Genomic DNA, 25631 nt, shown 5'->3' with positions numbered 1-25631 from the left:
CTTTATGGCACTTTGATGACGTTTTTGTTTCAGGACGCATTTAAACAAACAAATATGACAGAAATATTTCAGTCGCGATAATTGTACCTAGAAACCATTACTGATTAATGTCCTAAATCAATGCAGATGTTGCATAACAACAGCAAGATTGCGCTATCCATATGTTTTATTGTGTTTTTATCAAAATTAAATGTGTTACAATCTTTTACATTACACTTTATCTTAAACAGAAATCATTCTCAGCCTCCATATTTGCTACATGATTGAAGGCTAAAATTTGACTAAAAGAATGAAGAGAATAAGTAATGCGTTGTTTTTTACTGGTACTGCTGTGTTTTTTTTGTACACCAATCATTGCTGGTCCATTGACAAATATAGAGCCAACAACAATTAAACCAAACACTCAGGCTCTCTCTTTAAATAATATTTCGATGTTTTACTTCGACTACGAAGGTGAATTTCGCAGTGCATTCGATTTCGAGCGTCATTCATATCATTTCAGATCTATCAACGACATAAACAAAAAACCTAAAATAAGTATTTATTCAAAGTGGGCCTACATTAAACTTGATAACCAAAGTAATGTTAAAGAGTGGAAAATGTCATTTGGCTTTCCACGTTTAGCAAAATTATCAGTCTATAAAAAGTTGCCAAACGGGTGGCAAGATCTTTTAAATCTAGATGAATCTGATCCCTTCAACAAACGTCCGGTTCAAGATCCACAAATGTATGTTCCTTTAAACATGGATATTGGTGAAAATACCTTTCTTATTGAGTATCAAACATTTGCAAATGCGCCTGCCAACTTACAAATACATACACCTGAAAATTACCTTGAAGAATCTCACAAAAGCCTAATAACAAATGCCAGCCTAACTGGTGTAGTAGCGGCAATTTTATTAATCGTTTTAGTAAATTTGTTTTTTAATCGAAATAGCACAAATGTTTTCTATGCGGCATGGACCTTTTTGTTCTTTTTGATTGTTGTTGATACTGCGGGATTCAGCTTTCAATACTTTTGGCCTTCACACAATGCGTTTTCGGGTCAGTTTTCAATATTTTTAATGGCAACAGTTCCGCTGTTTCATTTACTCTTTGTCAGAGGATTTTTACAGCTCAAGCATTACCACCCAGCGCTAAACAAGGTTTATGTTGCATTCATTGTACTTTACACAATCACAGTGCCAACAGCTCTTTTACTAAACACCGTCTATTTCAACCTTATTTTAAGTACACTAGTCATCCCAGTTTTTGTTTATACTTGTTCTTGGAGTATCAAACAAAAAGGCCCTGGTATGCGTACCTTCACATTTAGTTTGATTAACCATTTATTGTTTTTAAACATTTTTACTATATTAGGCGCTAGTTACGGTAATTTTATCGATGTATTTGATATCACATCATTTATCAAAATTGGATACTTAATCGAAGTTCTACTGTTTACCATAGCATTAGCTTTGCAGCATAAGTCACTTCAATCAAGGCTGTTAAATCAACTACAACATCAGGTACATGCTCTAAACCAAACTGTAAATACCAAGCACAGAGAAGTTAGCTACAAAGAAGAAAAACTTAAAGAAAAAGAAGAAAAGTTATTTACTGATCTATCACATGAATTAAGAACACCACTTACAGTAATGAAAATCCAAGTTGAATCGTTGCAATACAATATAGTCGACAATGTTCAAGACTCATATAACAAGCTTATGAGTAAAATAGACGAACTCAACACGTTTATAGACCAGCTCATGCTAGTCACAGATGATAAAGATATTGCCTCTTTACTAAACAAAAAACCAACCAATGCGCGTGTCTACATAAATGAGGTATTTCAAACTTGTATAAGTGAAGGTGATCCAAAGACATCAAAGTTCACCATTACTAACAAATTAGATAGCTCTCTAATTGTTACCTTAGATAAACAAACCATTGAAAACGCAATATGTGAAGTTGTTAAAAATGCACTGAGGTTTGGCGGTGAAGGAGTTGAAATTTCCCTTAACACTTATCTAGAGAATGATAGTCTGATAATAAGAATTGAAGATTCTGGTATGCCATTATCGTATGAAGCCCATCAACAATTATTCCAGCCGCTGTTTCGTGAAGAAATTTCTAGAAGTACACTAATGGGTGGCAAAGGAATGGGTTTAGCCGTTTGTAAGAAGATAGTAGAGTCACATGACGGACAAATAGAATCACACAATAGCTTGCTGGGCGGCCTCTGTATTGAAATCTCACTGCCGATGAACAATGAATTGACATTTAAGACAGAAAGAGCGAGTTGAACATCTCGTTTTTAACTCTTTGCGCTATAACTGACTATAAAGTAAAATCCCTCGTTCAGTTTTTTGGGCGTTAATTATGAGCAGTTTAGAGTTTTGGGAAGCGAAGTCTTTATCGGACATGAGCATTGAAGAATGGGAATCGATCTGTGATGGGTGCGGCAAATGCTGCCTTCATTCTTTTATCAATAGTGAAGATGAAGAAGAACATTTTGAAAGTACAGATGTGTTAAGAGATGGAGAAGAGCTTCTTTATACAGACGTAATTTGTCAATACAGCGATATTCAAACTGGAGGGTGTACTCGTTACAGCGAGCGACAAACACTCGTACCAACCTGTGTCCAATTGACCAAAGATAATCTTAAAGACATTTTCTTCATGCCACAATCATGCAGCTACCGTCGACTTCATGAGGGCAGGGGACTTGCATCTTGGCATCCATTAAAAAACAATGGTTCAAAAGAGATAATGCATGGTTTGAACGTTAGCATCAAAGGCAAGGTTGTAAAAGAAACTGAAGTAGACCTTGAAGAAGAGTTCGAAGCACATATAGTTGAATGGCCTGAATTTGATTGCGATTAAAAATGGCTCAACTTATTTTTAAATATTAAAAAGCCCATGATACTTATATCATGGGCTTTTTACTTATTTTTGCTCGTCTTCAGGTAAAGTTACGTTTAGCTCAAGTACTGCTAAATCATCTTCGTTTTGTTCAAACTGAACATTTACAGCATCTGAGTCTACTTTTACATACTTACTGATAACTTCCAGAATATCTTGCTTAAGCTGTGGAAGATAATCAGGCGTACCGCGCTTAGAACGTTCGTGAGCAACGATAATCTGTAAACGCTCTTTTGCCAATGAGGCGCTGTTCTTTTTTTCTGAACGGAAATAGTCAAGTAAAGACAAGTTAACCTCCGAAAATTCTTTTCAGTAGACCTTTCTTCTCGACATTTAAAAATCTAAAGTCGATGATTTCACCCAGTAACCTATCAATAGCATCACTGTACGCTTGGCCTGCATCAGAGTCTGTATCTAAAATAACTGGCTGACCAGAGTTAGAAGCGTTAAGCACTGACTTAGATTCAGGTATCACACCAAGTAGGTCGATGGCTAGAATTTCTTGTACGTCTTCTACTGATAACATCTCGCCAGTCGCAACGCGTTCTGGGTTGTAACGAGTAAGCAATAAATGCTCTTTAACTGGTGCAGCACCTTCTTCTGCTCTTTTTGACTTACTTTGTAAAATACCTAAAATTCTATCCGAGTCTCTTACAGATGAAACCTCAGGGTTTGTGGTAACAATTGCTTCATCAGCAAAGTATAAAGCCATCATCGCACCGGCTTCTATACCAGCAGGAGAGTCACAAATGATGAAATCAAAGTCTTCTTTTAACTCATTTAAAACTTTTTCAACGCCTTCACGAGTTAGTGCGTCTTTATCTCTCGTTTGAGATGCTGGGAGAATGAATAGTTTTTCGACTCTCTTATCTTTGATGAGCGCTTGGTTTAAATTTGCTTCGCCATTGATGACGTTAACAAAGTCATAAACCACACGACGCTCGCACCCCATGATTAAGTCCAGATTTCTTAGGCCAATATCAAAATCGATGATGGCTGTTTTATAGCCTTTTAATGCTAACCCCGTACCGATTGCTGCACTCGATGTAGTTTTTCCTACACCACCTTTACCGGAAGTTACGACAATAATTTTTGCCATTAGATTTATCCTTTGACCAATGCTGTTAATTCTAAAGATTCGTTTGTTTGAGTAATCTTACAAGGATTGCCCCAAAATTCCCCCTGGAGGGAATCGCTGATCCAGTAGCTACCATTCACTGATACTAGTTCAGCTTCCAATTTTTGACAGTAAATACTCGCAGAATCATTACCTTGTGCACCAGCAATTGCACGGCCCCGTAATGTTCCGTAAATATGAATATTACCGTCTGCAATGACTTCTGCGCCATGACTAACGGCGCCCATAATAATCAAATCTCTGTCTTTTGCGTATATTTGCTGACCGGACCTCACAGTTCCGTTAACAACTTGAGCAGGCATATAGACATGTTTTTCGACAACTTCAGTTTTAGTATTACTAGAAACGCTTGGCGTAACATCTTTTGTATAATTCAAAACAGACATACCAATGGACTTAGCTGTTTCGTTATGCTCGTCGTTGCCGTTGCAAATACCAACAGGATTGAGTGATAACTCACTTAAGATAGACTTTAAATCTGAGAGTACCAAAGGCTCGTCTTGAACTTCGGCCAGATTTATTACAATAGGTGCACCTTTAAAAAACTTAGGCGCCTGAGATATTTTTTCACTCAACTGCGCTTTTACAATACTTAAGTCAGCATTTAAAAGCTGTAATACAGATAACGTGAAAAGGTTCCCTTTGAGTTCGAAAGATTGTGTAGACATAAGCGCTCAAAAATATAACTGCGTACTCTTTATTAAATCTTATTTTGACCCCGTACTGTGTACGTTTGAGAGCAGCAAAACTTTCCAATTATTATATATGTCATGGTATAGTGCTGCTCTAAGATAAGCAAGAATTTATAGGGTTATAATGCTAAGTGCAGTATACAAAAGTAGTAAAAAAGCCGACACCTACCTTTTTGTTGAAAAAAGAGACGATTTCAGCAAAGTTCCTGAGCCTTTGATGAGCACTTTTGGCACCCCAATATTTGTAATGTTAGTTGATCTTGCCAGAAGAGAGAAACTTGGGGTTGCAGATTTAAGCACGGTTAAGGAAAAATTAACCGAACAAGGGTTTTACTTGCAGATTCCACCTCCGGAAGAAAATCTTCTGGATGAATTTAAAAAACGAAATGGAGCAAAGAGTGACTAAGACTTTAAAAGTTATACTTACATCTCTGTGTTTTTCAGCGTCAGTCAGTGCAGCGACTCAAGCGGACTTTGATAAATATGTTCAAAAACTAAAATCAGAAGCCGTTGCCAAAGGATATGAACAATCCTTAATAGACTCTGCTTTCGCTACAGCGACGTTTAAAAAGAAAGTAATTAAAGCAGACAAAACACAGCCTGAGATCGTTGAAACACTTGAAACATATTTGCCAAAACGTGTTCCTGATTGGAAAGTCAAACGCGCTAGAAAACTATACAAAGAAAACAAAGAACTGTTAGATCAAATTGAACGTGATTTCGGTGTTCAAGGCCGTTTCATTATTGCGCTTTGGGGCCTTGAAAGTAGTTTTGGCAGAGTACAAGGTGGCTATCCAGTTATCAGTTCTTTGGTCACTTTAGCGTTCGATGGCAGACGCGAAGCCTTGTACAAACGTCAACTATGGGCCGCCCTAGATATTTTACGTGATGGGCATATCGGCTTAGACAAGTTTAAAGGCTCATGGGCTGGCGCAATGGGACAAACCCAGTTTATGCCTACGTCTTTCAATGCTTATGCAGTTGATTACAATAAAGATGGCCGAAAAGACATTTGGACAACAAAAGAAGATGCCTTTGCTTCAATCGCTAATTATCTTAAAAGCGTTGGTTGGAATAACAACTTAACTTGGGGAAGACAGGTGAAGCTGCCTGAAAACTTTTCTGAAAATTACGTGTTAAAAAGAGGCACTAAAAACCATAGTCAATGGCTTGAATTTTTCAATAATTCAGAGCGCTCTTTATCCGACTGGCAAGAACTCGGTGTAAGACGTACAGATGGTACCGACTTACCCAATGTTAATATTAATGCAGCACTAGTCATGCCAGATGATATTAATGGCAGGATGTATTTAGCGTATGATAATTACAAAGCGCTGATGAATTGGAACCGTAGCTATTATTTTGTCACAAGCGTAGGTTACCTTTCAGATAGAATTGGTTATCCAAAAATTTAGTCAAATTTTTGGTATAAAAAAGGCAGCTTATAAGCTGCCTTTTTGTTGGGCTAATGAATGAAAATTAGTAATAAGATAACGCTTGTGTTTTTCCCCAAAAAACACGATAAGAAAATAATGTATATCCGATAATTGCTGGAACCACCAACACAACACCATATAGCATAAATGTCAGTGCAGATGGGTCTGCAAGAGACTCGTAAATAGTCAGTTGGTTTGGTACAACATATGGGTAAAAACTGTTAAGCAAACCTAAAAAACATAATAAAAATATGCAAGTCGCGATAGCAAAAGGCGCCCAGCTTTTTTTAATATTGTCGAAACTTGGATAGCGTGTAAGAACACAATGGAGCAAAACAAACAGACCTAAGCATAAAATGGGGATAGGCAATAACAGTAATGACTCGTTTATGTTAAACCATTTAGATGCGACGAAGTCATTGATTAGCGGATTTACAATGGATATAGAAATCACACCAAGTGCAGCAATCATGTTAGATTTTGCACACCACAGAATCGCTTTTTGTTGAAGTTCACTATTGGTTTTCATGATCAACCAAGCAGAACCTATGAGTGCATAAGCAGCAATTACACCGAAGCCGCTAAGCATTGCGAATGCATAACTTTGCATGCTCTGCTCAAAGGACATGACATATAGGCCCAGCATAAAGCCTTGTGCAAATGCAGTGATAATACTGCCAATTTTAAAACTAATGTCCCATGCATCTTGGTATTTTGTTTTTGCTTTAGCACGAAAATCAAATGCAACGCCTCGTAAAATTAAACCAAGCAACATTAAAGCCACCGGCAGATATAAGGCCTGCAGAATAACTGAATGCGCCATAGGAAATGCAATCAAAGCCAAACCGACAGCAAGTACAAGCCAAGTCTCATTCGCATCCCAAAATGGGCCAATGGAAGCAATCATGGTATCAGCTTGTTTTTTTTCTTTAAGAGGCAATAAAATGCCAACTCCTAAATCATATCCATCTAGCACTGCATATACCAGAATAGCCAAGGCCATAAGTGCGCCATAAAATTGTGCTAAGAATTCACTATTAAGCATAATTTTCACCTCGCATAGGGGGATTAAGCTCATACTCTTCAACTTCGACAGCTTTATCAGCTGTATAAAAGAGTGTTTTGATATAAGCACTCAGAAGCAATGTATAAACGCACAGATAACCAATCAGTGTATAAAGTACATGTTCAGAAGGGACTTGTGTAACTAACTCATCTATTCTGACTAATCCTTGGACCATATAAGGTTGTCGACCAATTTCAGTCACATACCAACCAGCCAATGTTGCGATCCAACCAGAGAATGTCATAACGACAAGCAATCTGAGCTGCCAAGCGGGTAATTTCTGATGTTTCCATAAAGTCACTCTCGTCAAAGCTGCTACTAGGATCATCAATAAACCGAGACCAACCATAACTCGAAACCCGTAGAATACAGGCTTGACGGGTGGGTGTGCCCCTTGAAATTCATTAAGGCCTTTAATTTCGCCATCTAGTTCATGAGTTAAAATTAAACTCGCTAAATTTGGAATAGCTAATTCAAAATGATTGGTTCTGTTGACCTCATCGGGAACAGCAAATAATAGTAGAGGTGCCCCTTTTTCTGTCTCCCAAACACCTTCCATTGCAGCCACTTTTTGCGGTTGATGTTCAAAAGTATTTAAACCATGCAAATCACCGACAACAGCTTGCAACGGAGCCAACACCATCGCAACCGTTAAAGCGACTTTGAGCGTTAATTTTGGCGCATGTTTATGATCGTTTTTTAATAAGCGGTAAGCGCTGATCCCAGCAATCAAAAAGGATGCTGTGATCCCAGAAGCCAAAAGCACGTGTGACAGACGATAACCAAACGAAGGGTTAAAAATAATAGCGAACCAATCCTTGGGGTAGAATACTCCATCAACAATCTCGTATCCAGCTGGCGTTTGCATCCAACTGTTTAGAGATAATATCCAAAAAGCAGAAATCGTTGTGCCTATAGCCACAACTACTGTTGAAAAAGTGTGTACAGCGGGGCTAACACGCTTCATACCAAATAACATGACACCTAAAAAGGTCGCCTCCATAAAGAAAGCAGTCAGAACTTCATATCCCAACAAGGGGCCTGCAATATTGCCAATACGCTCCATAAAACCTGGCCAATTTGTGCCAAATTGAAACGACATGGTAATACCACTGACAACACCTAAAGCGAAAGTAAGGGCAAAAATTTTAACCCAAAACCTATAAGCCCGGAGCCAAACGGGCTGCTTAGTTTGAACATATCTGACTTTAAAAAAAACCAAAAACCATGCAAGTGCAATGGATATGGTCGGGAAAAGTATATGGAAGCTTATATTCGTCGCGAACTGTATTCGCGACAGCAATAAGGTATCAAGCATGACACACCTCTGTTAGTTACGACTTTTTCAATAACTTATCCTTGAGGTCGATCACCTTACTAACAGACGAGCCTAGCTTCATCAATGATTGCAATTGTTCAGGTGTCAACCTTTGCAATTCAGCTGACCATTTAGTAACTGTTTCTAAAAGATCATGTATGGATTGCATTTGCTCCTGAGCGTACTTTTCTTCTGGCGTATTCGCGGTATCCAATATTTGGTCACGTAATAATGTCAGAGTAGGGTCAATTTCTCGCTTTCGTCTTTCTTCAAACACTTTATTTGCAAGATCCCAGATAGTACCGTTCGGCGCATAATATTCTTTTCTATCGCCGGGAATATGATGAACTTTGACTAATTGCCATGATTGCAACTCTTTGATACCCATACTTACATTGCCACGGGAAATCTTTAGAGCTTCTGCAATTTGGTTTGCAGTAAGTGGGTGCTCATTAATAACGAGTAACCCGACCATTTGCCCAATTGTTCTATTAAATCCCCAACGACTGCCCATTTCACCGCAATGGAGCACGAAGTTTTCGATTTTTGGTGATAAATTCATAATTCTAAACGTTCAGTAATTATTGAAAGTTAAATATACAAAGATAACTGACTCAGATCAACCAAAGTTTCATTTTTTTCTGAAACTTTAAAATGGTTACTATTTCTTAATTTAAAATAGTCGAGTCAGTACCTAAAGCCAGACTGTAATCTAGTCTGTTTTGAACTGTTTGTATATCGCTTGGGTAAAAAGTTTTAAAAGTTTTGGTAAATAATGAAACTTTCGAATTAAAACTGTTCAATTTCGCTATTTGCAGTCAAACTAGTTACCAAGATGGAGGCTTAAAATAGCTAAAGTTTCACATTCAAGCATGGATGTTGAACAATTTGTTCAAATTTAGAAGACTAAAATAAAAAGGCTTTATCTTACGAAAAAGCCTTTGGTAGTTGAGATGTAAAGGTAGGTTTAAGACTGATGTTTTCCAACTTCCCAGTTGTTTTGTTTTAAAAGTGTCTCTCCAGCATCAATTGCACCAGACTCTAAAGATGTACCCATTGAGTCATTCCAGCGGTTTAAATAGCCAAATAACGAAATAACACCGAGAATTTCGACGATTTCCCCATCATCCCAATACTTTTTGAGTTCTAGTTCAATTGTATTATCAACTGCGTTAGGTACGCTCGATGCGGCAAGGGCAAATTCAAATGCGGCTTTTTCACCGTCTGTAAATACATCCGATTCACGGAATTGCCAGATTTGAGCTAGACGTGAATCAGTACCACCATAACGTTGAGCCGCCAAAATAGTGTGGGCTTCGCAATAGCGACAACCTGTATTAGCACTGGTGATATACCCGACTAATCTTTTTAGCTCTGATGTAACTCGGCCATGATTTTCCATAACCGCTTTATTTAAATTAATAAATGCGCGTGCAATTGCAGGTCTTATCTGCATAGTAAGCACACTATTAGGGCAAAACCCTAATGTTTCATTAAAAAACTTTGCGAGCTCAGTAACTTCCTGATCGTGATCTTGAGAAAGTGGGGTAACTAAGGGCATAATCAGCTCCTGTTGAATATCATTATTTGTTGCATATGCAACATAACATAACTCTGGAGATTCTAATTGTCTAGTGAAATTTCATATCAAAATGCATTAAAAAACAGATTAGAAAGCTTTTCTAAAAAACAAGACAGTGAACTTGCACTCGAGACACATATTCCATTTCAAGTCGCTGTGGTAAGTAACCTCTTATCAATATCTAGAGATCCTATTGTGCGTAACCTCACAGACTGCGATACCAGAGAGCTCAGAATTTTAATCAATATAGGTTCGTATGGACCAATCACAGCGTCAGACATTGCTTATCAAACTAGGCTTGACCCTTATTCAACAACACGTGCTATCAATGCTTTAATAAAAAAAGACTTGGCTCAATACGCACAGATAAATCCAAATACACGAAGTAAACCTGTAGAATTAACTAATGAAGGGGTTGATATCTACAGTAAAATAACTGAGCACCTGAAACAAAGAGAAGAGAGGTTACTAGAGAGTTTCACTGAAAAAGAAAAGGCAACCTTGAGTACATTGCTACAGAAGTTAGAGCTAAGCGCTGAAAGTGTGCTTGCTAACGAGGTTAAGCAATGCGAATTAGAGGGTGATTCAGTTACTCGAGATCACAAAGAAATAGTCAGGTGGTACAACCGAACAAATAAACAAACCTAAATTGAACTAAATCTGAACATATTTTTTGCACATTTACTAACCAAGCTAAAGGTTATTAAATGAAGGGGCGAAAATATGAAAATCAAAAATATATCCAACTTGGGAGTATTAGCCTTGCTTTCTCTCTCAAGTTACCAACTCTGTGCAAAACCAACACATGAACCTAAAAAACACCCTAATAATAAAAAGCATATCGTTAAAATTCAAACAGAAGCTGATATTCGACTTCAAGAAATAGTTGCTCAGCAAAACTTAACAGAAACAATTCCCAATATTTCAAATCAACCAATACTCAGCCACCCTGTTTCTCAACTAGGGATGAAGCTATTCTTTAGTAAAGCACTTGGCGGAGAAAAAACCGTGGCATGTGCAAGCTGCCATCATCCAAGATTAGGCGGCGCAGACGGCCTATCTTTTCCAATTGGGACTAATGCTGTTGACCCAGATATTATTGGCCCATTAAGACTGTCATCAGATACCATAAATATACCACGAAACTCACCGACCATTTTTAACGTCGGATTATCAAACTCAAGTTTATTCTGGGATGGTAGAGTAGAGCGATTTACCATCACGGATATCCAAGGGAACGAGCAGGAAGTGATTAGTACTCCTGACTCAGGTTTTGGAGTGGCTGATCTTAATGTAGGCAATGACTTAGTTGGCGCGCTTTCACGTTTTCCTGTAACATCAGTAGAAGAAATGCGAGGTGCTGCATTTGAGAATGCGTTCAACAACCAGTCCGTTCGTGAACATTTGGCCGAGCGACTCGGAAACTATGGCAGCGGCAGTGATGACTTAGAAAAAAACAATTGGCTTAACGAATTTAGACGCGCATTTAATAGTACAGATAACGCAGAATCACTGATAACATTTGATAGTATTGCGCTTGCACTAGGACAATATCAATCTTCAGTGAACCTCATTAACTCTCCTTGGAATGCATACCTTAAAGGCAATCTCAATGCACTATCGCAAGCCCAAAAACGCGGTGCTACTTTATTCTTCTCTCAAATTAGTGAGGGAGGAGCTGGGTGCGTAAATTGTCATGGAGGCTCTCGTTTTAGTAATGATGGTTTCTTTAATTTGGCATTTCCCCAGTTTGGTATTGGCACAAGTGAACAAAATGCTGATCAAGGCCGTTTTAACATAGATCCACAGCAACGTAATATGTTTGCATTCAAAGTTCCCAGCTTACTCAATGTTGAACTGACAGCACCTTATGGACATTCAGGCGCTTATGAAACTCTTGAAGAGGTTGTAGCCCATTATGTTGACCCAGCTAACGCCATTAATGACTTCTTTTCGAAAGGTGGTGCGTGCGGCTTGAGCCAATTCAAGAATGATGCAAGCTGTGAAACACTGAATACCAATGCACAAGACAACAGCCAACAAGCACTCGCTTTACTACAGCTATCGCCATTTGTCGCACCGCCATTGGATGCAAACCAACAAAGTGACCTTGTACAGTTTTTAAAAGCACTAACAGATAAGTGTGCCAAAGATCATCGCTGTGTAAGAAAGTTTGAACCAGCGGCTAAATCACCGGACCCTGACAACTTAAGGTTAAAAGTAGAAAAGGCAATTTTAGGATTGAGTTAAAAAAGGTGGCTAAGCCACCTTTTTTATTTTTTATTTCGAAATTTTATAGGACAACTTTACATCTCGATATGGTAAGAAGCCACGTAACCCAATATGCCAAATACCCGATTTCGCGTTATTGATATTACAAGACTCATTGCTTCCCCATAAGTAAGGGCGACAATCAAATCTATGATATCTTGGCTTTTTGTTGTGTCTTAGATAAAGGTCAGCTTCTCCAACCCCTTCAATTTTCACTTCTAAATTATTATAACCCTCAGGTACTTCGATGGAAGTGCGCTGCCACCAAAACCAACCATAAATATTATCAATTGTACCTTCGATAACTGGGTAAGGGTCTTGCGTTTGTATATCAATGACAATTGGGTCATGATCTGATGAGCGGTAGGCATGTTCAGCGTATAATGACTGCTGATGCTTATCTGATTTATATTCAGTATTGTAATCAAGCGCAACAGGTTCATCTGCATTAATATGCCAATCCGCCACACCAAGAACTTTTTGCGTCATAGAGTTGCTTGCAAAAGCATGGTCAAGACTGCCTAAACGGCCCTTGAAAACATACGAATAGCTCGTAGCATCACCATTAATCACATTACGTAAATTAGCATAACCATTGGTTGTCATCTGGCTAATTGGGTCTTCCATGTTATATGCATTAAAATCACCCAATATAACCGTATCTTCATCGACAACAGACGTTGGGTTGCTAGCTAGCCACGCATGAAGCTCGTTTACAGCCGTAACACGCGTTTGGTTCCAGCAGCCTTGACCGTCATTTTGATCTTGATCTAGACCTTCTGCCTTACTACAGCTTCCTTTAGAACGTAAATGCGCTACGACAACGTTGAATACGTCCGTGGTCGATATATCTTCAAAACTTTGCACGACAGGAGGTCTATTACCATAGTCAAAAGGAACTGCATCTGTAAATGCCGGTGTACCGACTTCCTTCACCTTGTTGGTACGGTATATAATCCCAGACATGATGGCATCGGTACCCACATTATCAGTACCAAAATTAACGTAACCGTAAGTGTTGTTGCTATCCGCGTTAGTTAACACGTTTGCTAACTCTGCGATGGCTGAACTTTCTCCAAAGCCATCATTTTCCAATTCTAGTAAACCAATAACATCTGCATCTAGCTTAATAATGGCAGAGACAAGTTTAGCTTTTTGACGCTCAAACTCTTCGACAGAGTCAGCGCCGCGTTCAGTTGGGAATCCACCACCTAAACCATCGCCATTAAAGAAGTTCAGAACATTCATACTCGCAAGTCTCAAGTTTCCTTGCTTTTCAATTAGAGGCGCGTCTGTTCTAGGGTTATGTGAGGTGAAGTTTGGTGTAACCGTTGGATGAATGCGGTATTGCGAGAATCCATAACCAATTACGCCTTCTACACTTGATACTTTATCCCCAAGTCTCAGCGTGTTGTATGCATCCAATTCTGGTGAAGGATAGGGGATCACCTCTGGATTTTGCTGTGATGACCCGTCATCAAGCGTAATCTCTTTAGTTGCATTTAGGCGCTCGACTTCATTAGCCGCTTCACCAGGTTGTGCTACTTGAGTGCCTTGAAATAAACGCTCTGAACCCAATTTAACTTCACCGTATCGCTTTAAGCCATATGTATCATTTACAACTAGTTCATTTGTAATGTTTACAAACATACCCTCGTAAGCTTCAAGGCCTAATTCAGTCGGGATCGTGATATCTGTACTAGACACAGCATCAGTGCCACAAGTAACAAGGCTTGTAACGCTAGAGATTTGAGTTTGGCCATATGACTCTCTGACTGTGCCTGCCAATTTCAGTACTTGACCTTCGGCAATAGAAAGATCTTGATGGGAAACAAAGATACCTTCAGACGTAAGCGGGTTATCATCCTGATCTAACGTCTCTTCTTGAATGAAGAACCCCTTAATTTGATCATCACGCACTAAAGACGCTGTAACTACACCTTGTATTTCAACTTGTTCACCAACTAATGGGCTTTGTGCACCTTCACCCTGAATCGCAGAGATCAATGTGTTGTTTAAATCACATTCAAGCACTGGTGGCTCAGTTGGGTCAGTCGAGTTATGAAACCCGATATTAGAAAAATCATCTTTAGGAAGCGCTTCCCACTCAGCGGAGGGAACAAACTCGTCATCTGCTACTGCATCGCCAGTCGTTACTGATGCAAAACGGATCAGTGTTTTATCCTTTGTTGAAACACCTTGGTCACTCCAAGAAGAACCTGGGTCAACGCCTATCTGGCCAATGCTATCCACAACGACACCGTTATTAGTCAAGACAATCGCATCGTCGCCATTAAACCAGCTACCATCTTTTTGTTGCTGCGCCTTTAAACGTAGCTCTTCACTAGCCCTAGCATGCACCAAAACATGTGTTTGCTTGCCTGCAAGCATTCCTTCCAATGAAATACTCGTACTTGCTGTTGTATTACCGTTGAAAAAAAACTGCAAACGATAGTTACTTAAGTCGACCTCAGTCGCATTATTATTATAGATTTCTATCGCTTTGTTATAGCTACTTCCTTCAACATATTCAGATATGAGCACTTCGGCATGAGCAGGTATTAAAAAGCATGTAATCGCAGAAGCAATTAGGGATTTTTTGAACATAGTTATTTCCGTTTACCGTGTTTTTTAATGAATTATTTAGTAATTAAGGATGCAACTTTATATGAAAAATATTTCAATTGTAATATTAATGTGATTTTTTAATGTGAAATTTGATTTTATTGAAGCTGTTACTAAGCAATTAATTCAACTTAGCAGTGAGTTTTAATGATGGCTAGCAAATAATGTCAATCGGTACCTGAAAAGGCATATACAAAAAATCTGTCAGAACACAGCTATTCTACACAACTCTATCTAATCTAATATTTCAGAATCATGAATAAAATAATTATTGATATCATATAACAATAATTACACCTCAGTTATCGATTAAATTTTGACCGAAAAAGCTTTCTTACGTTAATGTCTAATAGTCAAACAGTTTGACTAACTTAAGAGCTGTTGTAGAAAAGAGGTATAGACTGCCTATTGATACCTCTTTGAAACAAGCTTTGAATAACAACTAATAGTAAGTATTAGTTGTACAACAACATGTAAAGAAAATTTCATATAAGGACGATTAAATGAAAACTAATCGATTGATTAAATTAGTATTATTGCCTCTGGGGTTAATGGCTAGTCATCATGTATTTGCCCACGAGGTAGGGAACAATAATTCCATTCATGATAATGAGATTATAAAACGTCTTGATCTAAATATTGATTGTAGTGAAGATCCAACAGCACTTAGTCAAGCGGTGGAAAAAGCCTATTTAGCCAAATCAGTTCAATTAACGGTTTCCGGTGTATGTAATGGCCCAATTAGCATTGAGCAAAGCCACTTTGAAATTAAAAATGACGAAGGGCGAACTGGGTCAATTCGAGTTAGGCATACTCAAGAATACACTCAAAAAAGCGCAGTCTTAGTAGAGGCTAGTAACTTAAAGCTCAAAAATATCAATATTGACGTACCAAATGATATGGCTGCTGTTGAGTTGAGAGCCAATAGTTTGGCAAAATTTGACCACGTTACCACTAATGCAAAATCAGCTGAAGATGCTTCATTTTTGCAATTTTCGGTTACGGACAACAGTACTGCATACTTTAAAAATATGTCTGGTAATTCAATTGGCGTATATGGCAGTTCATACGTTGAGTTTAACAAACACACAGATCAAATGAGGCTAGAAATTTACGATACATCTGCGGGGCAATCAACTGAAAGCAACCATTTTAAATCTGTTCAAGTTGCGGGTAACGGCTATTTTTTGGCTGAAAATAAAAGTAACATCAGTCAATTGATGATTTGGAGTAAAGGCGCAGCAGAGATCAACAACAAAAGTCGAGCCGGTGAAATCATGATGGGCGGGCAAAGTCACTTTGCAGCTTACAAAGAATCGATGGTAGCTGGGCCATATTCACTCTGGGGCAATGTGGTTTTTGAGCTTGAACATTCAAAAGCATATAACTGGAAAGCGGTAAATAAGCCACTGTCGATCATTATAGGAAACAATGCGAACGTAAATGGTAAACTGTATCCAGGTTGGAGCTGGACAGGCCAAGCGAACTAAACAAAATTAAATTGAAAGAAGAGGTTTTCTCTTCTTTCATTAAAAAAATTATCTAGTTAGGTTAGTTCAAATAATCAATATAAATACAAAGTTTTGATTCATTGATATCAAAAACAGGAGATGAACAAACTACCGCATTGTGTTCTTGATCTTCCCAGTTTTTCCCCTTAACAAGGGCTATATCACCATTGCAAAGTGTATTAATATCACACTCTCTGGGTTCTTTTATTGCTGGTGCAAGCTGATTTTTTTCTAAAGGGTGATATTTCACAAACTCTTTTTCAACCCACCTCTCTCCAGAACCACCTAATGTTGACATCATTTTCACAATACCGTTTTGAAAATGAAAAGCTGGGCTCAATGAATAAGTACATGGCAATATGCGCAGACCAATCTCTTTCGGTTCAAATAGCTCTTGAAACATCAACAGCATTAACTCGATATGTTCAAACAGTAAGTCACCATGAGTCGTAGACGAGAATAAACTTTTCACCTGTTCAAATAGCTCATTCTCAATTACACCCTGATACTGAAAAAAGTTATCTGATGCCTTTTTAACATAATGAATTGCAGCATTACTTTTAGCCCAGTTTGCAGGACTGCAAAAACAAGTTAATGCAGTGTCTGGCTCATAAATTTTTGAAAGGATGCTCGCGGAGTCATCAATGAGGTATTTAGTGCTTGTGACAGGGACACTTACTTCAGAATTAACGCTCATAAAACCATATTGTTATGTGATAATGTAGCAACACTATCATTTTAATTAATCCAATTAAAGGGTTTACATGAAATAATTGAGAATAAGAATTAATTTTATTAGCGGGGTGTTTAAATAGTAAAAGGCCTTTAACTTACTACATATCAAAAGCCTTAAATTTCAAAAGGGAATTAAACGCTAATCAATCTTAAAATTATCCATCGTTCTTTGCAGCGTGTCACTGTTCAACTTCATGTCCTCAAAAAGTGCTTTAAGCGCAATGGATGTTTCAAGTTCGTCGTTTGCCGCTTCCAATACGGCCGACGTATTTGTCGAAATATCTTGTGCAACCGTAGACTGTTGCTGTGCAGCAGTTGCAACTGATGTAGTAAGTTGTTCAACATTATTACTATGTTCACTAACTTGCATAGAAACAAGACGTGTTTCCTCAACTTCGCTCATTATCTCACTAGCAAGTTGAGTATTCTCTTTAATGGCGTTAACAACACTTTGACTGATTTCATTTAAATTACTAAGTAGCGAAGATATTTGCTCTGACGACTCCTTGCTGTTATTAGCAAGTCCACGCACTTCATCTGCCACAACCGCAAAACCTCTTCCGTGTTCACCAGCTCTTGCAGCCTCAATTGCAGCATTGAGCGCCAGTAAATTTGTTTGATCTGCTACACTGCGAATTGAATCTAAAATCGTATTAATCTCAGCAACTTGCTTTTCCATTTTCGCAGCCATCTCGTTAACCATATCCATATGCTCGGATAGGGCATTCATGGCATCTAAGTTTCGTTGATTGTCCTCAAGTAGTTTTTGCGATTCGTTGTTTAATTGATCGCTTGCAGCCAATGTGTCTGAAGCGGAACGTGCAATCTCTTCACTTGTTGCAGCCATTTCTTCAATCGCTGCAGCAATACTCGATGCCATTGTTTGTGTTCGCTGGGCATCTTCGTTCACATGGCTTGCCGCCTTGTCCATTTTCTCACCTAAGTCTGTACCGACATTAATTGATTTGGACAAACCAAGTAATAAATCTTTAAAAGCGTATACCGTATTATGAATCGACTCCGAAATTTGCCCCAATTCATCACTGGTTTTAAGCCTGACGTCCAAAGTGAGATCGCCTTCTCTTGCTACTTTTTCCAAAATACCAGTTAAATGGTTTAACTCATGTTTAAGTGATGTCACCAAATGCATATTTATGACTGCAATCACACTCATTGCAAGCACAAACGAAATTGTAATAAACCAGCTTTGACTAACAAGGTCACTTTTGACAGCAGCGCTGTGATCGACCGTTTTAAGCCATTGTTTGTCGAGAATCTTTTTAACAGCAACAATTTGGTTAGTTGCTTTTGGAAACCAATCACTACTTGACATCAAAGTAGAAAAATCTGGATTATCTTCTTCAATTAAATAATTAATGACTCTATCAAGCTCTTTGGCGCTGGAGTCAGACATGGCTCTTTGATATTCCTCAAGCTGCGCACCTTCTAAAGACGTTTCTAGTTGCTCCTTTAAAATAGCAAGTTGAGTCTGGTAATAGGTTAGTTCACCTCTTATTTGCGAATTGATCCGCTGTTTAGCAAGTACGCCATTCACTTTCCCTCTAAGTTGTCCTTTACGCTCTTTACTTTTAGCAAGTAAAAATGCGATAGACAATTTTGAGGCTAAATCACGGTTGCTGATATACGCTTGCATACGTGTTGCGGTATCAATGGCTATCTGATTCAAATGGCTATAATACTTAAATGCATTTTTACCATTTTGGTTGTCAACTTCACGTCTGATTGAAGGCTTATCATTCAATTCTTTAAATAGAAAAGGAAGCCATTTTTTAACTTTTTCATCGTCCCTAAACTGCCCAGAGTATAGATCTCGCACAAATTTCTCAGCATTATCGGCTTTTGTACGTTGAGCTGAAACAAGCCTTTTTTTGTCTGCGGTTGGGTTACCCAAGTAGCCTGCTGATAAGCCACGCTCAACCGCATGATGGTGCGCAATTTTTTCTATAGCATCTAATAGCTTAATATATTCAATATCTTGCGTTGTAGAGGTGTAGTCATGCCAATACTGAGTTGCTACTTTTGCAAGTAAGATAAAAATAAAAAGAATCAGGGCGAGAGAGCTAATAACGGTCAGTTGTAAAATGGATAAGCGTTTTAGCAAATTCATTTATTTCTCCAGGGCGTAAACCTAATGCCAATCATTAATAGATGGCCAATAATTGTTCCTTACCCTAAAAGATAGTCAAAAAATCGCTAACGATATAAGTTTCTTCAAGAAAATATTCGCAAAATGATTAAAACCGCCAAATAGACCAATAATCGTAAATCGCATGTGCCTAAATGGGAGTCGAATAAACAAATCAAACATCCTCCAAGAAGGATATGGATAAGTAAGAACACATGCTTTCAATACAAGAGGTGTCGATAAGACAATAAAAAAGATAAACACGCTATACTAAATCAAAGTAATAAGTTCTTAATCGTTCACTATCTACTTATTATCCTTATCATTTAATTTAGGTGGTTGCTTCTTAAGCTTTGCTTTGTACCTATTCCCATATATAAAGCAAATACAGATGAGGAGTATGATTAAAATTAGATATAAGCCGCCGCTGTAAACTGTCATCATCTTCTTAATCCAATAATATTTTTGCTTAAGTATAGCTGCGTCGTTTAATAATCTTGACTAAGCGACGCATATATCTTTCTACAAATATTGTTACGCAAATAAAGCAGGGCTCGCACCAAACTTGTTTAAGTTCGGAAAAACTTGCGCAAGTTCAGTATCAGATATCCCTAACCATTGACCTAAAGCCGCACCATACTGATCAACAGACATTGTTGGGATCAATCGGCCACTGCCCGCATCCAACTCATGATTAAGCTCAGCAGGAGGAATATCACCAAATACAGTGCCGCCATTGATTGCACCGCCCATTACAAAGTGATGCGCTCCCCAACCATGATCTGTACCGTCTCCATTAATTGCTAAGGTGCGTCCAAAATCAGATGCCGTAAATAAGGTAACATTATTGCTCAGCCCCATACTTTCCATCGCACTATTAAATGCACCAAGCGCGCCATCTAATGCACTTTGCAATTTAGGTAAGCTCTGCGCTTGACCTGAATGAGTATCAAACCCACCCATCGACACAACAAAAATCTGTCGATTAGTTCCTAACTGCTCTCGCACAGCCAATGTTCTAGCAACAGACTCAAGATGTCGGCCTAACCCCGTTTTGGGAAATTCTCCAACACTTGTTGTTTGAGATGAAATAGCTTGGTTAAACATTTTGTTTGCTTCAAAAGACTGACCAATTTTCCTAGCAAGATCTTGTTCGAGTAAATTATTGGTTTGGTGCCCTAGTGCACTAAAGTGTGCGTCCACCGCGTCATTGCCTTCAAAAAACTCTAAAGCTTGTATTGTCGCAGCTTTGCCATCTGTTACATGATAAGGAGTTGTATTCGTTCCAGTGAGTAGAAGCTCTCCACCAGCGGTTGTAACAGCAGAAAATGTATTAGATTGGGCACTCCCTTGATTTATTAGCGCATCATAAAATTTTCCTGCCCAACCATACTGCGCACCTTCAGCCTTTCCAGACATCCACGTGCTTTGCTGGTCGTTATGAGAAAACAAACGCGACGGCAAATTTGCTGTCTCATTACGAATGCTGGTGGCATTCACGTGTTCTAACAAAGGGCCAACATTGCCGACAACGGATAATTTACCTTGCAGATAAAGCCCTGCAATCGACGGCATTTCAGGAGGCAATGCAAATTGTCGGGAACCAAACCTACTTGGGGTGGTGATCGGTAGTAAAGCACTTTTTTCGCGTTTGGTGGCATACTGATTCAAAAGTGACTGTCTGATACTAGCCCACTTGTTATAACTTTGCGCGTCATAGGGGATAATGGTGTCGTGGTTGTCCATCCCGCCAAATAAAAACACACAAACTAATGCACGATATTCATTTGAGTCGACTTGAGTATTTGCAAGCACTTGACCCATATTCATAATTGAAGAGGCAACAACACCTGCACTTGCTGTTTTAATAAAGTTACGTCTGTTCATTGTTATTAGCCCTCTATTTTTGAACAAGATAATCAGGAGATGACATGACCATTAAGATGGACAAATGTACTCGATCAAGAAACCCATCTTCTTCATCCTCTCCTATCGAGCCAATCACTTGCTTAATACTTTGTTGTGTTTGATCACTTAACTGGTTAGCACAAAGGAGAAGGTTAAGTTGGTCGATGAGTGCTGTGGGATCATTTGCAACACTCAGCAATCGATCATAATTAGGTTTAAAACTCAATAATGCTTGGTCAAAGTTAAGATCGGTGCCTATTTCATCAAACTCTTCTTTCAGCTCTTCTAGGTCAGCTTCTTGTTGTTGGCCGGTAATAAAATACGTCATGAAGTTAATGTATCCCGGTATGGAGCTAGCATTGGTTATCTGTAGCTCTGGAGAAACTAAACCATTTGCAGCAGTGACACTCCCAGGCGCTTTATATCCAGGACGAAAAAAATTAAAAACACTGGGGGAGCGGTAGGGATGCTGAGCAAGATCTGCGCTGGCACTGGTATCCCACAATTGCGGAACAAACTCAGGCGTGATATTCGTTAGTTCAAACGCCCGAGCCCACTGCGTAAATCTAAGAATAGGTTCACGAATTTTTCCCCCCGTTTGTTGGTTGGGATCTCTTGCTTCTTGATCAAAAAGAATCGCAGCAAATGTCGCACTAAGATCACCTCGTTGGTTAGCACCCACTTCACGCCCATCCGGCAATGTAAAATTACCTGACTCAAATGCCGTCACAACACGCTGAACGTAATCAGGACTCGGATTAGAAGTGATCAATCTTTGTATAAGTTGCTTAGTAACAAATGGTGCTAAGTTTTGGTGGTCGAAGATAAGGTCTAGTGCCTGAGTAATTGATGTCTGTGCATCTGTACCGGCTGCTATCGTGTGCCCCAAAAATGATTTTTCTTTTTCTGAATGTGAATCCGAAAATACTGCCATTGGCACACTAAATCGTTTACCTAAAAACTCCTCAGGATCATCCTCATTTAAATTTAGACCAGTGAAAACGCGAGCTAAACCAGTAATATCAGAATTGTCATAAAGTTCAATTGTATTGCCCTTTGAGTCTAGTTGTTCACTGCCATCTTTATTTAACGCAACAACACCTAATGTAAATAACTGTAGTAGCTCTCGAGCATAATTTTCATCTGGCATTCTTCCTGTTTCGTCATTGCCTTTCTCACTGCCCATATAAGTCAAATAGTGACCCATTGCAGGAGAATAAGTTACACGTTCTAATAACGTTCTATAATTTCCAAAAGCATTATTTATAAGAATGTCTTGGTAGGCAGCAACTGCTTCAGGGACATCAGTTAAGACTTCACCACCGCCATTTGACACAACTAAGATTTCAGATAATGCAAAGGCTGCACGCTGTCTTAGTTGATCAGGTGCACCTATACTATTTCTCCAAAATGCAAAACTCGTTTGCTCAATGTAAAACAAATTAAAATCTTCTTCAGGATCACTCGGTGCTTGCGCTTCAACACTTGGTAAAATCAAACTCGGTGACACTTTGAGCTGACTTAGATACCACTCTGAAGCACTCTTGTTTTCTAGTTCAGATAACAATGTAGGCGTAGGACCAAAAGTTGCTTGCTGCAAAAACCTTGAAACCTTCGCTTGTGAAGAGAAGGTTGTATCAGATAGGGTAGGGGTTTGATCAGCGTCATCGTTGTCCGATAAATCATCATTATTTGACTCTGGATCAATGTTGTTGTCATCACTGGGATTATTTGAGTTATTATTATTTGCTTGGTTTGTTTGTTGGCTTTGATTGTCAGTAGTTGGGCTTTGTTCAGAGCCACCCCCACCACAACCTGATAAGCAAATGATAATAAACGCAATAAATAACGTTTTTATTCTTATATATCGATTCATAACTTAGCCTAAGTTCACTTCATGATTAGACTAAGTTTAGGGTAAGTAGTAAATTTGTGTGTTACAACTCACATACATTTACCATACAAAATTGTATGGATCACAATGGTGTACTTGAGACCGGTATTTCTATATTAAAAACGGCGCCGAATTGATTTGGTAGCAAAACCAACTTTGCATCATGTACGTCACAAATCGCTTTAACGATACTCAAACCTAAGCCATTCCCCGGCTTAGACCTACTTACATCAGCACGAAAAAAACGCTCAAAGACATGTGGTTGGTCATCTAAGTGGATGCCGGGACCATCGTCTCCAACTTGCAGTAATGCGCCACTGGTATGACTTTGCAGCCTTATCCAAACATTCGCGTCTGCGCTACTATATTCAAGCGCGTTTTCTAACAAATTACACAGTAGCTGATTTAATAAATCAGTTTCGCCAAAACAAATAACGTTATCAACAGCAGAGTGACTGAACTTTCTGCCAGAGTCTTCAAAAACGGGCTCGTAACTAAGCGCTAGATCGTTAACTAACTCTGATAGGTTAACTAATTCAAACTTCTGTTTATGTTTACCTGATTCAATCGCATTCAGTCGAACAAGGTTATTAAATGTAGAAATGACAGCATTAAGATCTTGGCTAGCTTTATTGATATGTAACTCAATCGCTTGGGTATCAGTGATGTCTTGACGCATACTTTGCAGGCGATTTACAACTCTTGAAAGAGGGGTTTTTAAATCGTGAGCAATACCTGTCGACATCGTTTTTGTCGTGCCATGTAATGCACTAATCTTATCGAGCATCTCATTGGTATAACTTGCAAACTCACTAGGCATTGTCGTCTTAGATTTAACAGACAATCGTGAAGAGTCCGGAGAGTTTGATATAATATGCATTTGTTTTTTTATGTCAAGTAATGTTCGCTGGCTTCGAAAACTTGCAAAATAGCTTATTAAAAATGCAACAATGAATATTAAAAAAGAGCTAAACATGCCAACATTAACTAGCACACCTGATGCGAGTCCACTCTCATAACTGTTAGGCTGCGCAACTTTTAGCAGCAATGTATCCTCTAACACTTTTGAATACACTAAAACCTTAATTTCATGTCCATTATCAAAATCTAAATAACTCCAAATGGGTTTGGCTTCAAAGGGAATATCTACCTCACTACCTACCAAAAGCGTATTTCCTTGAGTAATAGAGAATATGGATTCGTGATCAGATAACCTCTCAATACTCTGCTTTTTGTTCCAAATAGGTTTTGACTCTAAATCTAATTCTGTAAGCATAGTTTGAAGACCATCTTCGTCATACAAAGATTGAACTTCTTCGATATAATCAACTAACTCATGTTGCTGTTCAGAAGAAAGATGAGCCAATTTAAATATAGAGGCAATAAAGAAAATGGTCATAAAGCCTGCTGTACAGGCAATACTAATAAGTAATGACTTCAAAAGTAATGTTCGAGAGAGCAAATTATTCATCAGAAATAATGTATCCACAACCGCGTACAGTTTTGATGAGTTCAAGATCAAACGGCTTGTCAATTTTGTTTCTCAGTCGACTAACATGAGTTTGAACCAAACTGGTTTTTGGATCAAAACTAAAACCCCAAACCTTTTCAAGTAGCATGGTTTTAGTCACCAACTGACCAGGCGTTTGCATGAGAAATTCAAGAATTTGATACTCTTTGGTATTTAACTCTATCTGTCGGCCTGCTCTGATGACTTTCCGGCTAGTTCTTTCCAATACTAAATCGCCCAAGCTTAATGACAGTAACACTTTAGAAATAGGCTTTCGCCTAGTTAAGGCTTTCAGCCTTGCGTAGAGTTCCGAAAAGTCAAAAGGCTTTACCAAATAATCATCTGCGCCAGCGTTTAAGCCATCAACTCTGTCTACTGTATCACCAAGTGCGGTTAGTATGATTATAGGAGTGAGAATACCACTCGCTCGAAGTACTTTAACAGCATCTAGCCCATCCATATTTGGTAGGAGTCTGTCGAATATTATTACATCAAACTCAGTTGAAGATGCCACCAATATACCTTCTTGCGCTGAGGCAACATGCTTAACAAGTTCTCCATGTTGTAGTAACCCTTTTTCAATAAAGGCGGCAGTATCCAAATCATCTTCAACAATCAATATGTTCATATGTCATTCTTATAATGCTTTTTACTAAGTTTAACGCATAGGTTTAGATTTCAAATATACAAATTTGTATTGTTTTAAGATGTTATAAGCGACATGAATTCAAGCCTGACTGATCGGGTTATGTATTTGGAGAAATGCAACCATACGCAACGATTTACCTTTACGAAAAATCTTCAAATAACAAGTTAAAACAACAATCTTGTAAACCATCGCTAAAAAAACGTAAATTAACGCATCGAAATTTTACATTACAATCAAAAAGTGGCA

21 protein-coding genes are annotated in these 25631 nt (G+C 38.5%); 7 read left to right on the top strand and 14 right to left on the bottom strand.

Annotated features, from left to right (window positions below):
• Window positions 1-305 precede the first annotated feature (305 nt).
• Together QNM16_RS12605 and QNM16_RS12600 are read left to right on the top strand one after the other, a co-directional pair.
• Window positions 306-2285 (top strand): sensor histidine kinase, encoded by a 1980-nt coding sequence (locus QNM16_RS12605; protein WP_284020808.1) that lies wholly within the window; start codon window positions 306-308, stop codon window positions 2283-2285.
• Window positions 2286-2361: 76 nt separating this feature from the next.
• Window positions 2362-2865 carry a YcgN family cysteine cluster protein gene (locus QNM16_RS12600; RefSeq protein ID WP_284020807.1) on the top strand — a complete coding sequence of 168 codons (504 nt, stop codon included), beginning with the start codon at window positions 2362-2364 and terminating at the stop codon, window positions 2863-2865.
• Window positions 2866-2928: 63 nt separating this feature from the next.
• On the opposite strand, the gene minE is transcribed toward QNM16_RS12600, so the two are convergent.
• From minE to minC, 3 genes are read right to left on the bottom strand one after another with little or no spacing between them, the layout of a single operon-like run.
• A complete protein-coding gene (gene minE, locus QNM16_RS12595; protein ID WP_039610476.1) occupies window positions 2929-3192 on the bottom strand; it encodes a cell division topological specificity factor MinE in 264 nt (87 codons plus the stop codon).
• A 1-nt stretch (window position 3193) separates the two neighbouring features.
• Window positions 3194-4003 (bottom strand): septum site-determining protein MinD, encoded by an 810-nt coding sequence (gene minD, locus QNM16_RS12590; RefSeq protein WP_284020806.1) that lies wholly within the window; start codon window positions 4001-4003, stop codon window positions 3194-3196.
• A gap of 5 nt (window positions 4004-4008) precedes the next feature.
• A complete protein-coding gene (gene minC / locus QNM16_RS12585; protein WP_284020805.1) occupies window positions 4009-4710 on the bottom strand; it encodes a septum site-determining protein MinC in 702 nt (233 codons plus the stop codon).
• Window positions 4711-4858: 148 nt separating this feature from the next.
• On the opposite strand from minC, the gene QNM16_RS12580 reads away from it, so the two are divergent.
• Together QNM16_RS12580 and QNM16_RS12575 are read left to right on the top strand one after the other, a co-directional pair.
• Window positions 4859-5140: a YcgL domain-containing protein gene (locus QNM16_RS12580; protein WP_211036580.1), complete on the top strand. Its 282-nt coding sequence runs from the start codon at window positions 4859-4861 to the stop codon at window positions 5138-5140.
• Window positions 5133-6149 (top strand): lytic murein transglycosylase, encoded by a 1017-nt coding sequence (locus QNM16_RS12575; RefSeq protein WP_284020804.1) that lies wholly within the window; start codon window positions 5133-5135, stop codon window positions 6147-6149. Before QNM16_RS12580 ends, QNM16_RS12575 begins: the two co-directional genes overlap by 8 nt.
• A gap of 64 nt (window positions 6150-6213) precedes the next feature.
• Here the strand turns inward: QNM16_RS12575 and cydB are convergent, their stop codons facing one another.
• The 4 genes from cydB to QNM16_RS12555 all read right to left on the bottom strand — a co-directional run bounded on the left by cydB (window position 6214) and on the right by QNM16_RS12555 (window position 10115).
• A complete protein-coding gene (gene cydB, locus QNM16_RS12570; protein WP_284020803.1) occupies window positions 6214-7215 on the bottom strand; it encodes a cytochrome d ubiquinol oxidase subunit II in 1002 nt (333 codons plus the stop codon).
• Entirely contained in the window at window positions 7208-8554 is a 1347-nt protein-coding gene (locus tag QNM16_RS12565; protein ID WP_284020802.1) for a cytochrome ubiquinol oxidase subunit I, read from the bottom strand. The genes cydB and QNM16_RS12565 overlap by 8 nt, the downstream gene beginning before the upstream one ends.
• Before the next feature lie 16 nt (window positions 8555-8570).
• Window positions 8571-9116 carry a GbsR/MarR family transcriptional regulator gene (locus tag QNM16_RS12560; protein ID WP_063362896.1) on the bottom strand — a complete coding sequence of 182 codons (546 nt, stop codon included), beginning with the start codon at window positions 9114-9116 and terminating at the stop codon, window positions 8571-8573.
• Window positions 9117-9521: 405 nt separating this feature from the next.
• Window positions 9522-10115: a carboxymuconolactone decarboxylase family protein gene (locus QNM16_RS12555; RefSeq protein ID WP_284020801.1), complete on the bottom strand. Its 594-nt coding sequence runs from the start codon at window positions 10113-10115 to the stop codon at window positions 9522-9524.
• 66 nt (window positions 10116-10181) lie between these two features.
• On the opposite strand from QNM16_RS12555, the gene QNM16_RS12550 reads away from it, so the two are divergent.
• Both QNM16_RS12550 and QNM16_RS12545 read left to right on the top strand, forming a co-directional pair.
• Window positions 10182-10784, top strand: coding sequence for a MarR family winged helix-turn-helix transcriptional regulator (locus tag QNM16_RS12550; RefSeq protein ID WP_284020800.1), 603 nt, complete (start codon window positions 10182-10184; stop codon window positions 10782-10784).
• A gap of 75 nt (window positions 10785-10859) precedes the next feature.
• Window positions 10860-12386, top strand: a complete 1527-nt coding sequence (locus tag QNM16_RS12545) for a cytochrome-c peroxidase (RefSeq protein WP_284020799.1) — start codon at window positions 10860-10862, stop codon at window positions 12384-12386.
• 30 nt (window positions 12387-12416) lie between these two features.
• Here QNM16_RS12545 and QNM16_RS12540 read toward each other — a convergent pair whose 3' ends face one another.
• Window positions 12417-15014 carry an ExeM/NucH family extracellular endonuclease gene (locus QNM16_RS12540; RefSeq protein ID WP_284020798.1) on the bottom strand — a complete coding sequence of 866 codons (2598 nt, stop codon included), beginning with the start codon at window positions 15012-15014 and terminating at the stop codon, window positions 12417-12419.
• Between the two features lie 521 nt (window positions 15015-15535).
• On the opposite strand from QNM16_RS12540, the gene QNM16_RS12535 reads away from it, so the two are divergent.
• Window positions 15536-16522 (top strand): hypothetical protein, encoded by a 987-nt coding sequence (locus tag QNM16_RS12535; RefSeq protein ID WP_284020797.1) that lies wholly within the window; start codon window positions 15536-15538, stop codon window positions 16520-16522.
• 61 nt (window positions 16523-16583) lie between these two features.
• On the opposite strand, the gene QNM16_RS12530 is transcribed toward QNM16_RS12535, so the two are convergent.
• The 6 genes from QNM16_RS12530 to QNM16_RS12505 all read right to left on the bottom strand — a co-directional run bounded on the left by QNM16_RS12530 (window position 16584) and on the right by QNM16_RS12505 (window position 25364).
• Window positions 16584-17240 carry a DUF1826 domain-containing protein gene (locus tag QNM16_RS12530; RefSeq protein ID WP_284020796.1) on the bottom strand — a complete coding sequence of 219 codons (657 nt, stop codon included), beginning with the start codon at window positions 17238-17240 and terminating at the stop codon, window positions 16584-16586.
• Between the two features lie 177 nt (window positions 17241-17417).
• Window positions 17418-19406, bottom strand: a complete 1989-nt coding sequence (locus tag QNM16_RS12525) for a methyl-accepting chemotaxis protein (protein WP_284020795.1) — start codon at window positions 19404-19406, stop codon at window positions 17418-17420.
• 552 nt (window positions 19407-19958) lie between these two features.
• Window positions 19959-21311 carry a DUF1501 domain-containing protein gene (locus QNM16_RS12520; RefSeq protein ID WP_284020794.1) on the bottom strand — a complete coding sequence of 451 codons (1353 nt, stop codon included), beginning with the start codon at window positions 21309-21311 and terminating at the stop codon, window positions 19959-19961.
• Window positions 21312-21324: 13 nt separating this feature from the next.
• Window positions 21325-23208: a DUF1800 domain-containing protein gene (locus QNM16_RS12515; RefSeq protein WP_284020793.1), complete on the bottom strand. Its 1884-nt coding sequence runs from the start codon at window positions 23206-23208 to the stop codon at window positions 21325-21327.
• A gap of 100 nt (window positions 23209-23308) precedes the next feature.
• The gene (locus QNM16_RS12510) at window positions 23309-24697 is read right to left on the bottom strand and encodes a sensor histidine kinase (protein ID WP_284020792.1); all 1389 of its coding nucleotides are present in this window, start codon (window positions 24695-24697) and stop codon (window positions 23309-23311) included.
• Window positions 24690-25364 (bottom strand): response regulator transcription factor, encoded by a 675-nt coding sequence (locus QNM16_RS12505; RefSeq protein WP_284020791.1) that lies wholly within the window; start codon window positions 25362-25364, stop codon window positions 24690-24692. Before QNM16_RS12505 ends, QNM16_RS12510 begins: the two co-directional genes overlap by 8 nt.
• Window positions 25365-25631 lie beyond the last annotated feature (267 nt).

Origin of the sequence: Pseudoalteromonas umbrosa, assembly GCF_030125375.1 — a bacterium.
Classification (GTDB): Bacteria; Pseudomonadota; Gammaproteobacteria; order Enterobacterales; family Alteromonadaceae; genus Pseudoalteromonas; species Pseudoalteromonas umbrosa.
This window is presented reverse-complemented; position numbering and strand designations above follow the sequence as displayed.